This is a genomic window from Novosphingobium sp. SG707, assembly GCF_012275515.1.
Lineage (GTDB): Bacteria > Pseudomonadota > Alphaproteobacteria > Sphingomonadales > Sphingomonadaceae > Novosphingobium.
In genome coordinates this window covers 71,825-87,476 of sequence record NZ_JAAZQL010000012.1, presented here as the reverse complement: position 1 = coordinate 87,476, position 15,652 = coordinate 71,825, and the positions used below count along the sequence as shown (strand labels likewise).

Genomic DNA, 15,652 nt, shown 5'->3' with positions numbered 1-15,652 from the left:
ATGCCCTTACTTCAAGCCAAAGCGGAACCCCGCCCAGACCGTGCGCGGCGCGCCAATGTCCATGCTGCCCGCCTGATTGCGGGTGATGACGGTCACATCGGCCAGATTTTCGCCGCGCAGGATAAAGCTGACGCCGTGGCCCAGCGGGGCCTGAACAAAGGCGCCGATCGTGGTGGCCGAAGGCATCAGGTAGGCTTGCAGATCGTCCTCATATTGCGATCCGAAATGGCGCAGCACCACGGCCCCCTGCCAGCCATCGCGCGGCTTCCACGTGACGGTGGCGCTGGCGGCTATCTTGGGCGTCTGGGCCGGACGCATACCGTTCAGCGCGATTTGCGTCCCGCTGGCCCGCACCACCGCATCGGTCAGGGCGAGGCTGCCATCCAGGCTCACCTTGCCCAGATCGAGGGCGGCGGCGAATTCGAGGCCGCGCGCGCGGATCGCATCGACATTCTGGCGCACGCGGGTGATCACCGTGGCGGTTTGCGCCGTGGTGACATTGGCAATGGCATGGGCCACGCGGTTATAAAACGCCGTGGCCGAGAATTTCAAAGCCGGGATCGGCGTGAAATCGACGCCCGCCTCATAGCCCTGCATCATTTCATTGCCCAGCGCCGGATTGGCATTGGTCACGGTCGAAATGCCCGAAGCCACCAGCGTAAAGCTGCGATACAATTCATTGATCGTAGGCTGGCGCAAGCCGCTATAGGCTGAACCGCGCAGTTCCAGCCCCGGCGCGACCTTGAGCAAAGCCCCGCCGCGCCCCGTCACCGCCCAGTCGCTGCGCGGATCATAGGCGGTGTTGGCGGTGACGACGCCCGCTGCATTGGCGGCCCGGTTATAGCCCGCATTCACGCTCCAGCGATCCGCGCGCACCCCGCCCGTCAGCGTCAGCGGGCCCAGTTTCCAGTCGTCCTCGGCATAAAAGCCCAGATCATCATTGCGCCCGCCCGCCCAGCGATAGGCCGTGACCGCCCCGGTGGCGGCATTATAAGCTACTTCGTTGAGATCGCCCCGCGCACGGCGCCAGTCCCCGCCCACACGCAGCAGATGATCCGGCCCGACCGGCGGACGGATCTCGATCTTGCCGCCAAGGCCCGTGGCGGGCGTCTGGCGCTGGTCGAGGCTGAGGCGGAACGTGCTGGCCGATACGGTGATATTGGAGAAGCCGCGATCCTGAATATAGGCCAGCGCGTCAAACTGCCACGGCCCGCGCCCGACCAGGCGCAGCGAGAAATCCTCGCCGCTCGAATGGCTGGTCGCCCCGGCAAAGCGCAGCACGCGGTGATCGTCAAAGACCATCGCGCGCGCCTGCAATTCGACATTGTTGGCAATCGGCGCCACGCCGCGCGCGCTCACCGACCAACTGTCATAGCGCGATTTGACGCTGGCGCTCCCGCGCTGGCTTTCGGGTGTGGTCCAGAAGCCGTCGCCCCGGTCCCAGCGGCCCGACACTTCGGCAAAGCCCGCGCCCAGTTTCGGCGCCACCGCGCCCGAAAGCGAGGTTTCGCCGCGATCATTGGCCAGCGCCTCGGCGGAAATCAGGCCCAGCGTGTCGCGCCCGGCGCTGTTCAGTTCAATCGTCCCGGCCACCGCGCCCGAACCGAACGCCCCCGAACCGCCGCCCCGCGTCACCCGCACCGAGCCGAGCCGTTCGGGCGTGATCGCATTCCACGGCACCGAGCCGAACATCGGATCGGCCATCGGCACGCCATCAAGCAGCACCTGCGTGCGGGCCGCCGCATTGCCGCCCAGCGCACGCAGGGTCGCGCCCTGGGCCGAAGGGTTGGTGTAACGGCTGTCCGAACGACGAAACTGTTGAAAACCTGCAACATTGGCCAGCACATCCTCGATCCGGCCCGAGGCCGAAGAGGTCAGCGCCTCGCGGTCGATTTCGCGCGAGGAATAGGCGGGCACAGCGGGCGCCGCATTCAGCCCCGCGCCGGTCACGATAATCGGCGAACCGGCGTCTTCATCGGCCGCCTGCGCCGCCATCGGCAACAACGCCGCCCCGGCCAGCATGATTGCCCGCAGCCCTTGCGTGCCCAGTTTCATCCTCAGTCCCCTATGAATATACTTTTACAGCGACCCTATTGGCCCGCCCCCATCCTGCCAAGCTGGCCGATAGAACGAGGCGCCTCGGGCCGATCAGGAACAGCATGTCCTTGAGGCATACAGGAAAAACAAGAGCCAGGAGCGAACAGACGCATTTTTCCTGCCGCCCTGTGGTTCGCGTGTCCCACTTGCAACAACCGCACAGCGCAAATGCATTATGAACACCATGCGATCAATCGACAGCGCCGATTAACCCGTGTAAGGCTGGGCCATGGAAGCTGAACTGAAGACGCCGATCCTGGATCGAGTGAAGGTGCCTGCCGACATGCGCGGCCTGTCGATGGGCGAATTGCGCCAGTTGGCCGATGACGTGCGTCAGGAAATGATTCACACCGTTGGACAGACCGGAGGCCATCTGGGTTCCGGCCTTGGCGTGGTGGAATTGACCGTGGCGCTGCATTACGTGTTCGACACGCCGCGCGACAAGGTGATCTGGGACGTGGGCCATCAGGCCTATCCGCACAAGATCGTCACCGGGCGGCGCGACCGCATCCGCACCCTGCGCCAGCCGGGCGGCCTGTCGGGTTTCACCAAGCGCAGCGAATCAGAATACGACCCCTTTGGCGCTGCCCATTCCAGCACCTCGATTTCGGCCGCTATCGGCTTTGCCATGGCCAACAAGATGAGCGATCAGCCCGGCAAGGCGATTGCCGTCATCGGCGATGGCTCGATGAGCGCAGGCATGGCCTATGAGGCGATGAACAATGCGCAAGGTGCGGGCAACCGGCTGGTCGTGATTCTCAATGACAATGATATGTCGATTGCGCCGCCGGTGGGCGGGCTTTCGGCTTACCTTGCGCGGCTGGTATCCTCGCGGCCCTTCCTCGAACTGCGCGAAATGGCCAAGAAGCTCTCGCGCCATCTGCCCGCCCCGCTGCATCGCGCGGCCAGCAAGACCGACGAGTTTGCACGCGGCATGGTGATGGGCGGAACCCTGTTTGAGGAGCTGGGCTTTTACTATGTCGGCCCGATCGACGGGCACAATCTGGAACAGTTGATCCCGGTGCTGGAGAACGTGCGCGATGCGGCGGCCGGTCCCTGCCTGATCCATGTCGTCACACAAAAGGGCAAGGGCTATGCCCCGGCCGAGGCGGCGGCGGACAAGTATCACGGCGTCCAGAAATTCAACGTCATCACCGGCGAGCAGGTCAAGGCCCCGGCCAAGGCGCCCGCCTATCAGAACGTGTTTGGCGAAACGCTGGCCAAGATTGCCGATAGTGATCCGCGCATCGTGGCGATCACCGCCGCCATGCCCAGCGGCACCGGCGTCGACAAATTCGCCAAGGCGCACCCGGATCGCAGCTTTGACGTGGGTATTGCCGAACAACATGCCGTGACCTTTGCCGCAGGCCTTGCCGCGCAGGGGATGCGTCCGTTCTGCGCCATTTATTCGACCTTCCTGCAACGCGCCTATGACCAAGTGGTCCATGACGTGGCGATCCAGAACCTGCCGGTGCGCTTTGCGATTGACCGCGCCGGGCTGGTCGGCGCCGATGGCGCGACCCATGCGGGCACGTTTGACATCACCTATCTGGCCTCGCTGCCCAATTTCGTGGTGATGGCGGCGGCTGACGAGGCCGAGCTGGTCCATATGACCTATACGGCGGCCTGTCATGACAGCGGGCCGATTGCCTTCCGCTATCCGCGCGGCAATGGCACGGGCGTGGAGATGCCCGCAGTTCCGCAGAAGCTGGAGATCGGCAAGGGGCGTATCGTGCGCGGCGGGGCCGGCAAGATCGCCATCCTCTCGCTGGGCACGCGTCTGGCCGAGGCGGTCAAGGCCGCCGAGGTGCTGGAGGCCAAGGGCCTGCCCACCACCGTGGCCGACCTGCGCTTTGCCAAGCCGCTGGACGAGGATCTGATCCGCCGTCTGGCCACCACGCATGAGGTGGTCGTCACCATCGAGGAAGGCGCGATCGGCGGCCTTGGCTCGCATGTGCTGACGCTGGCCAGCGACGAAGGGCTGACCGATGGCGGATTGAAGATCCGCACGATGCGTCTGCCCGATGTGTTTCAGGACCATGATGCGCCCGACAAGCAATATGACACGGCGGGCCTCAACGCGCCGCATATCGTGGAAACGGTGCTCAAGGCGCTGCGCTGGAACGATGCGGAAATCGTGAGCGCCGATATCGTGGGCGAGGTCCGCGCTTGAGCCTTGCCCTGATCGCTTTGACGCTTGCCAATGCCGGGGCCGATGCCGCTGCCGGCGGCGGCGGTGATTCTGGCGCACCGCTGACGGTGGTGGTCGGGAATGTGCGCTCGAATGCGGGCCGGGTGCATGTCGCGCTTTGCCCGCAAAAGAGCTTTTTGAAGGACGATTGCGCGCTGGAGGCGTCCGCCCCCGCGCAAAAGGGCACGACCAGCGTAACCTTTGCCAATGTGCCCCCCGGCGAATGGGCGGCGCAGGTGTTTCAGGACGAGAACGGCAACAAGAAGGTTGATCGCAACTTTCTGGGTATTCCCAAGGAAGGCGTAGGCTTTTCCCGCGATGCCAAGATCGTCTTCAGCCCGCCCAAATGGCGCGATGCGGTTTTCAGCCATGAGGCAAAACCGCAGGTGATCCATTTGGCCCTGCGCTATTTCTAAAAGCGTTATTTCTGACCCCAGCGGGGCAGGTACGAAAAAGCCCCGGTGCGGCGATGCGCGCACCGGGGCTTTTTCGTACCTGCCCGCAATTATTTCGGATTGGCGGCCAACCGGTTGAGATGCGCCACCAGCGCGCCCGGCCCGCCCTTGGCGATCACGCCTGCAAAATCGGAGCGGCGCGTGGCGATCTGGCTGATTGCGTTGCGATAGAAGACGTCGATGATCCGCCATTGCCCGCCATTTTCGCGCAGGCGATAGTTGAGCGATTCGTTGGTGCCCGGCCCCGTCAGCTGCGTGCGCACCAGCTTGTCCGTGCCGCGCGTTTCCACCCCGCCCACAAGGCTCAGCTTCTCACCCGAATAGCTGTCGAAATTGGCGGCATATTGCGCCACCGTCATCGCGCGGAAGGCGGCAATGACATTGGCCTGCTCCAGCGGGGAAAAGGTGGTCCATGGCGGGCCGACCGACAGGCGGGCCATCGCGGGAATATCAAAGGCGCGATCAACCACCGGGCCGATCACGCGCGCGCGCGCGGCCTGTCCGCCCTGCGCCTTCATCGTGGCGATCAGGCCTGCGTTGAGCGCTTCGACCGTCTGGGCCGCCGGATCGCCCGCCTGCGCCATGGCCGCGCCCGGCACGGCCACCACCGACACTGGCGCCAGCAAGGCCAGCGCCACAGCGCCCCGCAGCGATGCGAATCCCGATTGACTTGTCATGCTCACTCCAAACCAGAACACCGGACCATATGGGCTCGCCCTGTGGCGCGCGCCATGCCGCAGCGGGCTGTCGCGCGTCCTTGAGCCAAGGCAATACGTAAAACAAGTGGCATGAGCGCGCAATGAAGCCGCGGTTCAGGCTGGCGCAATCTTTTCTCTGCCAACAGAAGCGGTTACAATGCCTACCGCGCTTTAGCGCGCCCTGCCCTATTTCCCCCCAAGGGCACAGGTTCAAAAGGGATATACCGTTTGACACCGACAGAGAGTTCCCCCGCTCGGCTGCTGGCCGCCCCCTTATCCATCAAACTCGCCTCGCCGCGCGGATTTTGCGCAGGCGTGGTGCGCGCGATACGCATCGTCGAACGCGCGCTCGAGATCCATGGCGCACCGGTTTATGTCCGCCATGAGATTGTTCATAACGCGCATGTCGTGAACAGGTTGCGCGCCATGGGCGCAATTTTTGTCGAAGAGCTCGACGAAGTGCCTCCCGGCGCGGTCACGGTGTTTTCCGCGCACGGCGTGCCGCAAACCGTCGAGCAGGAAGCCGAGCAGCGCGGCTTGCCCGTCTATGACGCCACCTGCCCGCTGGTGACCAAGGTGCATCTGCACGGCGGCCGCTTTGCCCGCGAAGGGCGCGAGGTCGTGCTGATCGGCCATGCCGGGCACCCCGAGGTGGTGGGCACGCTGGGGCAGATCCCGGCGCCCGTCCATCTGGTGGCCACGCCCGAGGATGTGGCTGCGCTGCCGCTGGGCACGGACAGCTCGATTGCCTATGTGACGCAGACCACGCTGTCGGTTGACGATACGCGCGGCGTCATTGCCGCGCTGCATGATCGCTTTGACGATGTGGCCGGGCCGGATGTATCCGACATCTGCTATGCCACGCAGAACCGCCAGAACGCGGTGCGCGCGCTGGTGGAGGAATGCGATGCGCTGATCGTGGTGGGCGCGGCCAATTCCAGCAATTCGAACCGGCTGCGCGATGTGGCGCTTTCGCTGGGCAAACCGGCATGGCTGGTGGGCGATGCGGGCGACCTGGATCCGCAATGGCTGGACGGGGTCGAACGCCTTGGCGTCACCGCCGGGGCCAGCGCGCCCGAGGAACTGGTCGAGGATGTGATTGCCGCAATCGCCCTTTCGCGAAAAATAACCGTCTCAGAGCTTGACGGCATCCGCGAAAACGTGTCGTTCAGCCTGCCTGCGGCCTTGCGCCGGGCGGGCGAACCAGCCCGCGCCCGCGTATAACGCCTTAGTTGGAGTAAGCCCCCTTGTCCCTTCCCCTTGGCCCCGCCCTTCGCATTGCCGGTCATGCCATTTCCAGCCAGATCAAGGGCGGCAAATACCCGCTCGTGCTGATGCTTGAGCCGCTGCTGCGCTGCAATCTTGCCTGCCCGGGCTGCGGCAAGATCGATTATCCCGACGCGATCCTCAACCGCCGCCTGTCGGTGGAGGAATGTATGGCCGCAATCGAGGAATCGGGCGCGCCCGCCGTGTCGATCGCGGGCGGCGAACCGCTGCTGCACCGGGATATGCCCAAGATTGTCGAAGGCTATATCGCGCGCAAGAAATTCGTGATCCTGTGCACCAACGCGCTGCTGCTGAAAAAGAAGATCAACGACTACAAGCCCTCGTCCTATTTCACCTGGTCGATCCATCTCGATGGCGACAAGGCCATGCATGACAAGGCCGTGGATCAGGAAGGCACCTATGACGTCGCTCTCGAAGCGATCCATCTGGCCAAGTCGAAGGGCTTCCGCGTTCAGGTCAACTGCACCGTGTTCAACGATGCCAAGCCCGAGAGCATGGCCAAGTTCCTCGACCTGATGACCAGCCTCGATGTCGAGGTGACCATCAGCCCCGGCTATGCCTATGAACGCGCCGCCGATCAGGAGCATTTCCTGAACCGCGAAAAGACCAAGAACCTGTTCCGCGACCTGCTCAAGCGCGGCGCGGCCAAGAATGCCAAGCCGGGCGAAGGCGGCGGCAAGGCGTGGAAATTCACCAATTCGCCGCTGTTCCTCGACTTCCTCGCGGGCAACCGTTCGTATGAATGCACGCCCTGGTCGATGCCGCTGCGCACGGTGTTTGGCTGGCAAAAGCCCTGCTATCTGGTGGGCGAAGGCTATGTTGAAACCTTTGCCGAGCTGATGGAAGGCACCGACTGGGACCAGTATGGCGTCGGCAAGTACGAGAAATGCTCGAACTGCATGGTCCATTGCGGCTTTGAAGGCACGGCGGCCAAGGAAGGCCTGACCCGCCCGTGGGAATTCATCAAGGTGGGCATGCAGGGCATCCGCACCGAAGGCCCGATGGCACCCGACATCGACCTGTCCAACGCCCGCAAGGCCGTGGACGTTCACGCCACGCAGGTTGAGCAGGAATTGGAAAAGATCAAGATTTCCGATCCCGAAGGATACGCCCGCGCCACCCGCGCGGCCTGATCCCTTCAGCGCCGGTTACGAAAAAGGCGGGGCATCCACCCCGCCTTTTTTCTTACCGCAAATCAAAGCCCAGATAGGGCCCGGCCTGTTTCGATCCCTTGATCAGTGAACGATAGGCCTTGGCAAAACCCATGATCGTCTTGGTCAGCGATCCGATCTGATCGGGCTGCTGACGGATCGACTTGAAGATCGCGCCCAACGCCAGCTCGCCATTGGGGCCCATCATCACATTGACCGCGGGCGGCAATTCCACCTCGGCAATATCGGAAATGCAGCGCAGGATGCCAAAGGGCAGGTTCATATGCGCCGCCACCTCGGCCACGATATGGCTTTCCATATCCGCCGCAATCGCCGCACTGGCCCATGCGCGCTCGGCCTTGTCATGCGAATCGGTCAGCAGATGGCCATCGGCATGGACCGTGCCCACCCGTGCCTGAGGCAGCAAGGCCTGAAGCGCGGCCACCCAGCGTTCGTCGCATTTAGCATGAAACGCGCCGGTCAGCCTTTTGCCGATCACCATCGTGCCCAGTTTGAGCGTATGATCAACCGCCCCGCACATGCCATAGCTGAGCAGGGCGCCGGCATTCTTGGCGCGTTCCATCAACTCTTCGCGCAGGCGGTCGGGGTCGTTGCCACCCGCGATCACCTCGACCTGATGCTGATCAAGCACCGCCGCCTCGCGCAGCGTGCCTGTCACCACGATCACCGGCTTGCCGTTCACATTCCCCACTGGGCTTGCTCCACATTGGCCTGCGCCATATTGCGATACCGCGCCAGAGCCCAAAGCGGGAAATAGCGCGGATAGCCATGATAACGCAGGTAAAAGACTCGCGGGAAACCCCCGCCCGTATAATGCTCCTGCCCCCAGAGACCGTCCCCGGCCTGATTGGCGATCAGCCACGCGATCCCGCGCGCGACTGCCTCGCTTTTTGCCTCGCCCACCGCCATCAGGCCGAGCGTGGCCCATGCGGTCTGGCTGGCGTTCGAATCGAAAGTTTCATGGCCCTTTCGGTCCAGCGCATAGGAATCGCAGCTTTCGCCCCAGCCGCCATCCGCATTCTGCACCGATTTCAACCATTCGACCGCGCGCGCCACCAACGGATGGTCGCGCCCGATCCCTGCCCGGCCCAAGGCGCACAGCACCGACCAGGTTCCATAGACATGGTTGACCCCCCAGCGGCCAAACCAACTGCCTTCCTTCTCCTGCTCCTTTTCCAGCCAGCCCAGCGCCGCCTTCATACGCGGGCTGTCGACGGGCTCGCCCATCTGGGCCAGCATCGAGACCACGCGGGCCGAAACATCGGCCGTGGGCGGATCGAGCAGAGCGCCATGATCGGCAAAGGGCAGGTTGTTCAAATAGAGCTTGTCATTATCCGCATCAAAAGCGGCAAACCCGCCATCCTTCGATTGCAGACCCACGGTCCATTCAAACCCGCGCGCGATGGCTTCCTTGTCCTTGTCGCCGCGCAGGCCCGAGGCGCGGTCCATCGCCATCACCACCACGGCGGTGTCGTCCAGATCGGGATAGTGATCGTTATTATACTGAAACGCCCATCCGCCGGGCCGGACATAGCGCTGCTCGACCCAATCGCCCGCCGTATCAAGGATCTGGCGCGGCCCCAGCCAGTCGAGCGCGCGGTCGGCTCCGGCCAACGCCTCCTCGCTGCCCACCTCCAGCATGGCATGGGCGGCCAGAGCCGTATCCCAGACCGGGCTGACGCAGGGCTGGCAATAGGCCTCGTCCTCTTTGACCACCAACAGCCGCTCGACCGATTCGCGGGCAATGGCGCGATGCGGATGGTCGGGCGCATAGCCCAGCACGTCGAACATCATCACACTGTTGGCCATGGCCGGATAGATCGCGCCAAGACCATCAACGCCGTTGAGGCGCTCGATCACCCATTCCTCGCACAGGCGGATCGCGCGCGCGCGCATCGCCTTGGGCCAGCGCCCCTCAAACCGCTTGAGGCCCCAATCGAGCGCCTCGAACCCGTTCTTCCATACCGAATGCACATGGTCGGCCTGGCTGGTCAGCTTGCGCGGCACGCCGGTGTACAGCTCCGGCACAAACACCTGTTTCGGATTGCGCGCCACGGGCTTCAAAGCACATAGCACCAAGAGCGGCACCACCACCGTGCGCGCCCAATAGCTCATTTTCAGCAGATGGACCGGAAACCAGCGCGGCGCGAGGATCAGCTCGGGCGGGATGGTGGGCACCGCATCCCACGGCCCGGCGCCGAACAACGCCAGTTGGATGCGGGTAAAGACATTGACCGCCTCTGCCCCGCCTGCCTTCAGGATCGCGGCGCGGGCGCGGGCCATATGCGGCGCATCGACATCATCGCCGATCATCTTCAGCGCATAATAGGCCTTCACCGTGGCCGAAATATCGAACCCGCCCTCGTGATAGAGCGGCCAGCCATCATGGGCCTCCGACTGAATCCGGCGCAGATAGCGGCCGATCTTGCCTTCCAACTCCTCATCCACCGGCTCGCCAAGGAAATGACGCAGCAGGACATATTCCGACGGAATGGTGGCATCGGCCTCCAGTTCATAAACCCAATGGCCATCCTCGCGCTGCTCGGCCAGCAGGGCGTGGGCGGCGCGGCCGATGGTGGCGTCCAGAAGGGCGCGATCAGGGGCAGCTTCGCTCATTGTCCTTTTCCATATTTCAAGGGCTGGCCCAGAACCAGCCGTGCCGCGCTGTCGCCGGAGCGGATCGCCCCCTCGATGGTCGCGGGCAGTCCGTTTTGCACCCAATCTCCGGCCAGAAACAGGTTGCGCCAGCGGGTATTCGTATGCGGGCGCCGCGCGTCCTGCTCAGGCGTAGCGGCGAAAGTGGCGCGCTTTTCCTTGACGATCTGCCAGCGGGGCATGGGCGCGGTGATCCCCAGAGCCTGCGCCACCTCGGCCCAGATCATCGCAGCCAGAGCCTCGCGGTCCTCGTCCATCAATCGGTCCGCGCCCGAAATGGTCACGGAAATCCGGTCGGGATGGGTAAAGATCCATTCGCTGGTGGCATTGGTCAGCCCCAGCATCTCGGGCGCGCCCGCCGGGGGCGTACAAGCGAAATGCGCGTTGAGGATCGAGCGATGATCGTCCGGCACGGTCAGATCCGGCACCAGCGAAGCCGCGACCCATGCGGGCACCGCCAGCACCACCGCCTCATCCGCACCAATCGCCTGCGCCCCCTCGGCCCATTCCAGCGCCGATACACAATCGCCCTCAAACCGGATGCCGCGCAGTCGCCGCCCGGTCTGCAAAGCGACGCCCTTCGCCTCCAGCCAGTCCACTGCCGGATCGATAAACGCCGCCGCCAGCGTCGGCACCGCCACGCGCGGCGCGCTGGCCCGCCCGCCCTTGGCCAGCGTTTCGGCCAGCACATTGGCGCAAAGCGCGGCAGAGGAGGCCGCCGGATCGGTGTTCAAGGCCGCCAGCAGGACCGGATGCAGCATCCTTTCCCACACCGGCCCCTGCGGCTTTACCAGATCGCCGATGGTCTGATCCGCCCGCCCTTTAAGCAGGCGCCCCAAAGGCAGATAATCGGCCAGACGCGACCCCGGCACCCGGCGCGATGGCACCAGCACCCACCATGGCACCGGCCCGTCATTGATCCGCAAGGTCCAGCGCTCGCCCGTGGCCAGATCGGCGAAGGCGAAATCGGCATGGGGCGGCCCGGCCAGAGGCGCATCCGCACCCACCATCGCGCGAAACCGCGAAACGGCCGGATTGCCCGCCAGCACCAGATGGTTGCCATTGTCGATGGTCAGCCCCAGCGATGGGTCGAAATAAGAGCGGCAGCGCCCGCCCGCCCGCGGCCCGGCCTCGGACAGGGACACCGGCAGCCCGGCCGCAGACAATTCCACCGCCGCCGCCAGCCCGGCCATGCCCGCCCCGATCACCTGTGCGCGGAGGAAAGCCATTTATCCCATCACCAGATGACGGATCAGCGAGAAGAGCAGGCGCGGCTTGGACGTGCTGACACGGCTGCGCGGCGCGTGCCAGCCCTGCGCCAGCATCCGGCGCAGCACCAGCGCATAGGCTTCCTCCATCAGGCGCGGGGCGATCAGACGACCCTTGGGACGCGCGGCAAGGCAAGCCCCGGCGGCCACGAAATGCGCCTCGGCCCGCGCGGCCAGCCAGCGCGCGGCGCTGTCCATGCCGGGGTCCTGCATCAAGGTCGTGGGCGTGGTGGGATGAATGCCCGCATGGGTCAGCGCCTCGATGGGCAGATAGACGCGCGCGATTTCCGCATCCTCGTCCAGATCGCGCAATATATTGGTGAATTGCAGCGCCCGACCAAGGTGATGCGCCAGATGGACGCCCTCGGCCCGGTCCATGCCAAAAATATTGACCGACAGGCGCCCCACCGCGCTGGCCACGCAATCGCAATAATGGTCGAGCAAGGCAAAACTGGGCCATTGAATATCGGCATCGACATCCATCTGCATCCCCTCGATCACGGCGAGGAAATCGGCCTCTTCCAGCGCAAAATCACGCACGGCCTGCGCGAGGAAACCGGCCTGTCCGGTGTCCCCTCCGCGATAGAGCGCGCCGATCCAGCGCCGCCAGTCGGCCAGCATCGCGCCGCGTTGGTCGCGCGGGGCCTGCTGATCGTCGGCAATGTCATCAACGATGCGGCAAAAGCCATAGATGGCGAACATCGCCTCGCGCTCGGCACGCGGCAGGATGCGCATGCCGGCATAAAAGCTGCTGCCCGCGACCTTGGCGCGCAGGGCTTCCGGCATCGAGGAGGGAGTGGGCGATAGGGTGGTTGCGGTCATGATCTTTTGCCCGGCCAGATACGGCGGCCCGCCTGCCGCATTGCAGCACGAAGCGCAAGGGTGAGCGCGCGCGCCTTGGTGTGATGGACCTTTTCGCTGAGCGGATCGCGCGCCAGCAGCACCTCGCACAGATCCTGCGCCAGGCGCTGGATCACGGCCACTTCGGCGGCCAGCCGCCAGTCGCGGATCGCATCGGCAAAGGGCGCGCTGGCCCGCAGCAGGCCCTGCGTGCGCAGCGTCAGATCGGTCAGCACCCCGCGCAGGGCCGGATTGGCGCGCTTTTCAGCCAGAGCCTCCACCCCGATTCCCGCCGCGCGCAGCGAATCGAGCGGAATATAGACCCGGTCGATGGCGCGGTAATCCTTGGCGCAATCCTGAAGGTGGTTGATGATCTGCAAAGCGGCGCAGAGCGAATCATTCATCGGCCAGAGGACGCGATCCTCGCCATGGCAATCAAGGACGAAGCGACCCACCGGCATGGCGGAATAGCGGCAATAGTCGATCAGCCCGGCCCAGTCCTGATAGCGGTCCACCGTGCAGTCGCGCTCAAAGGCGGTCAACAGGTCATGGGCATGGGCAAGGCTGATGCCCCGCTCGCGGCATACCGTGCCCAGCGCCTGCGCCAGCGGATCGCCGACACCCGCATCCGTGCCCTCCAGCCCGGCGCGCATCAGGCCCAGCAGGCGCAGCTTTTCCGCCGCGCTGGCGGTGGGGTGGTCGGCAATATCATCGGCCGCGCGGGCAAAGCGATAATAGGCCATCACCGGCGCGCGCGCATCGGGGCGCACCAGAAAACTGGCCACGGGAAAGTTCTCGCCCGTGTGATCCTTGCCGCTTTGCAGATCCGCAGTGGTTAGGATGGTGTCTGTCATGCCCCCGAAATGTCCCCGGAAAGATCCAATGCCTGTGCGCGGCCTTTCCACATGCCACCCTTGCCCCGGTAATAGGCCCAAGCTGAATAGATTGTGCATGAAACATAGAACAGCGCGACCAAAGGCAGAGCCAGAGCGCGCATCGGGGCGCGGCCGTAAAAGCCCAGAATCGGCTGATAAGACCCCAGCATCAGCCCCAGCGCGATCAGGCCCATGACCTGCACCGCGCCATGCCCCGTCAACGCCAACCACACCGGCGCGCCAAACATCAAGCCCAGCCCCAGCACCGTGCCCACCAGCATCAGCGGATTATAGCGCAATTGTGCATAGGCGCTGCGGGCGATCATCATGCCGATCTCGCGCCAGTTGCTGTAGGGACGGATCGACACGCTGCGCCGCGTCAGACCCAGCCAGATCGGCCCCTGTTTCTTGATGAGCGCGCCCAAGGTGCAATCGTCAATCAGCGCCCCGCGCATCGCGCCAATGCCGCCTGCGGCCTCCAGCGCCTCACGCTCGACCAGCACACAGCCGCCCGCCGCGCCCGAAATCGGGGCCTTGGGCCGGTTGATCCAATTGAACGGATAAAGCATCATGAAGAACCAGATGAAGGCGGGCACCAGCCATTTTTCCGCCCATGTCCGGCAAGACAGCAGCGCCATGAAGGACACCAGCCTGCGGTCTCCGCCTTGGGCAATGCCGACAAGGCGCGTCAGCGTATCGGGCGCATGTTCAATGTCCGCGTCCGTCAGCCACAGGTATCGCGGCGCCCCGGCCTCGATGATCCCCTGATGCACGGCCCAGAGCTTGCCGGTCCAGCCCGTCGCCAAGGGCGCGCCGCGCAGCACGTTCAGGCGATCATCACCAAGAGTGCGGGCCAGATCGCCGGTGCCATCCTCGGAATTGTCATCCACCAGCACCACGCGGAAAGGCCCGGCATAATCTTGGCGCAAAAGGCTGCCGATGGAGCGGGTGATCACATCGGCCTCATTGCGCGCAGGCACCACGGCGACCACCTCGGGCCAGACACCGGGGGCGGCGAAAGGGGCATTGTCATCGGCCTCACGGCAGGTCCAGAAGCCCGTGGCGACCAGCCCCAGCCAGATCGCCAGCACCAGCGCGGCAAGGATGGTCATGGGATCATGCCTTCCTGCGCAAACCAGCCCAGCGCATCACGCACCGCCTCCTGCCAGGGCCGCGCGGTATAGCCCAGTTCGGCCTGCGCCCGCGCGCTGGAGAAATACATGTGGTGCCGCGCCATTTTCAGCGCGTCCACGGTGACGAAAGGTTCAACCCCCGTCATCCGCCCCCACAATTCCGCGCCCACCGCCAGCGGAAACAAAGGCGCGACCGGCAATTTCACGCGCGGAGGCTTCCTGCCCACCTGCGCGCAGATTTCCGCCAGCATCGCGCCCAGCGTCACATCCTGACCGCCAAGAATATAGCGCCGCCCGATCTGCCCTCGTTCCGCCGCCAATACATGCCCGCGCGCAACATCCTCGACATGGACAAGGTTGAGGCCCGTCTCGACATAGGCGGGCATGCGCCCATGCGCGCATTCGACAAGGATGCGGCCGGTGGGCGTGGGTTTGACATCGCGCGGGCCGATGGGGGTCGACGGCTGGACGATGATCGCGGGCAGGCCCTCGCGCGCCACCATATCCTCGACCAGCCTTTCGGCCACGACTTTGGATTGTTTGTAAATACCCACCGCTTCTTCGACAGTGGCGGGCCGCGTTTCATCGGCCGCGCCATGGTCCAGCGGTTTCAAGGTCGCCACGGACGAGGTGTAGACCACCCGCCCCACACCTTCGGCCAGCGCGGCGCGCATCACGGCGCGCGTCATCGCTTCATTGTTGCGCAGGATCTCGCCCGGATCGCGCGCCCAGAGGCGATAGTCGGCGGCGACATGGAACAATTCTCCGCCCCCACGCATCGCCTCGCGCACGGCGCCTTCATCGCGCAGGTCGGCCTCGACGATTTCGCCGGGGAAATCGGCCAGATTGACCCGCGAGGACGACCCGCGCACCACACCGCGCACCTGTCGCCCCTGCGCCGCCAGCACCCGCGCCACCGCGCTGCCCAGAAAACCGGCGACGCCGGTAACGATCGTGATGGGTCCGCTCATGGCGATGCCC

Annotated in this window: 13 protein-coding genes; 4 read left to right on the top strand and 9 right to left on the bottom strand. The window is 64.8% G+C overall.

The features are described 5' to 3' along the window. Positions 1-6 precede the first annotated feature (6 nt). Positions 7-2,055 (bottom strand): TonB-dependent receptor, encoded by a 2,049-nt coding sequence (locus tag FHW92_RS23010; RefSeq protein ID WP_168605636.1) that lies wholly within the window; start codon positions 2,053-2,055, stop codon positions 7-9. 271 nt (positions 2,056-2,326) lie between these two features. On the opposite strand from FHW92_RS23010, the gene dxs reads away from it, so the two are divergent. Continuing rightward, positions 2,327-4,270: a 1-deoxy-D-xylulose-5-phosphate synthase gene (dxs, locus tag FHW92_RS23005; RefSeq protein WP_168605635.1), complete on the top strand. Its 1,944-nt coding sequence runs from the start codon at positions 2,327-2,329 to the stop codon at positions 4,268-4,270. Beyond that, positions 4,267-4,704, top strand: coding sequence for a DUF2141 domain-containing protein (locus tag FHW92_RS23000; RefSeq protein WP_168605634.1), 438 nt, complete (start codon positions 4,267-4,269; stop codon positions 4,702-4,704). The genes dxs and FHW92_RS23000 overlap by 4 nt, the downstream gene beginning before the upstream one ends. Before the next feature lie 89 nt (positions 4,705-4,793). Here FHW92_RS23000 and FHW92_RS22995 read toward each other — a convergent pair whose 3' ends face one another. Next, on the bottom strand, positions 4,794-5,420 hold the full coding sequence (locus FHW92_RS22995; protein WP_168605633.1) for an ABC transporter substrate-binding protein: 627 nt from the start codon (positions 5,418-5,420) through the stop codon (positions 4,794-4,796). A 282-nt stretch (positions 5,421-5,702) separates the two neighbouring features. Here FHW92_RS22995 and ispH point away from each other — a divergent pair, with 282 nt between their 5' ends. Next, complete coding sequence (gene ispH, locus FHW92_RS22990) at positions 5,703-6,665, top strand: 4-hydroxy-3-methylbut-2-enyl diphosphate reductase (RefSeq protein WP_210428666.1); 963 nt, start codon at positions 5,703-5,705, stop codon at positions 6,663-6,665. Between the two features lie 23 nt (positions 6,666-6,688). Beyond that, positions 6,689-7,861, top strand: a complete 1,173-nt coding sequence (gene hpnH / locus FHW92_RS22985) for an adenosyl-hopene transferase HpnH (protein ID WP_168605632.1) — start codon at positions 6,689-6,691, stop codon at positions 7,859-7,861. A gap of 52 nt (positions 7,862-7,913) precedes the next feature. On the opposite strand, the gene FHW92_RS22980 is transcribed toward hpnH, so the two are convergent. Genes FHW92_RS22980 through hpnA form a run of 7 tightly spaced genes read right to left on the bottom strand, consistent with a single transcriptional unit; the run spans position 7,914 to position 15,642 of the window. After that, on the bottom strand, positions 7,914-8,591 hold the full coding sequence (locus FHW92_RS22980) for a phosphorylase (protein WP_168605631.1): 678 nt from the start codon (positions 8,589-8,591) through the stop codon (positions 7,914-7,916). Beyond that, positions 8,579-10,516 (bottom strand): squalene--hopene cyclase, encoded by a 1,938-nt coding sequence (shc, locus tag FHW92_RS22975; protein WP_168605630.1) that lies wholly within the window; start codon positions 10,514-10,516, stop codon positions 8,579-8,581. The genes FHW92_RS22980 and shc overlap by 13 nt, the downstream gene beginning before the upstream one ends. Further along, a complete protein-coding gene (gene hpnE / locus FHW92_RS22970; protein ID WP_168605629.1) occupies positions 10,513-11,784 on the bottom strand; it encodes a hydroxysqualene dehydroxylase HpnE in 1,272 nt (423 codons plus the stop codon). Before hpnE ends, shc begins: the two co-directional genes overlap by 4 nt. Then, on the bottom strand, positions 11,785-12,645 hold the full coding sequence (gene hpnD / locus FHW92_RS22965) for a presqualene diphosphate synthase HpnD (protein ID WP_168605628.1): 861 nt from the start codon (positions 12,643-12,645) through the stop codon (positions 11,785-11,787). Then, entirely contained in the window at positions 12,642-13,517 is an 876-nt protein-coding gene (gene hpnC / locus FHW92_RS22960) for a squalene synthase HpnC (RefSeq protein ID WP_168605627.1), read from the bottom strand. Before hpnC ends, hpnD begins: the two co-directional genes overlap by 4 nt. Continuing rightward, complete coding sequence (locus FHW92_RS22955; RefSeq protein ID WP_168605626.1) at positions 13,514-14,650, bottom strand: glycosyltransferase; 1,137 nt, start codon at positions 14,648-14,650, stop codon at positions 13,514-13,516. The genes hpnC and FHW92_RS22955 overlap by 4 nt, the downstream gene beginning before the upstream one ends. Continuing rightward, positions 14,647-15,642, bottom strand: a complete 996-nt coding sequence (gene hpnA, locus FHW92_RS22950; protein WP_168605625.1) for a hopanoid-associated sugar epimerase — start codon at positions 15,640-15,642, stop codon at positions 14,647-14,649. Before hpnA ends, FHW92_RS22955 begins: the two co-directional genes overlap by 4 nt. Positions 15,643-15,652: the final 10 nt, after the last annotated feature.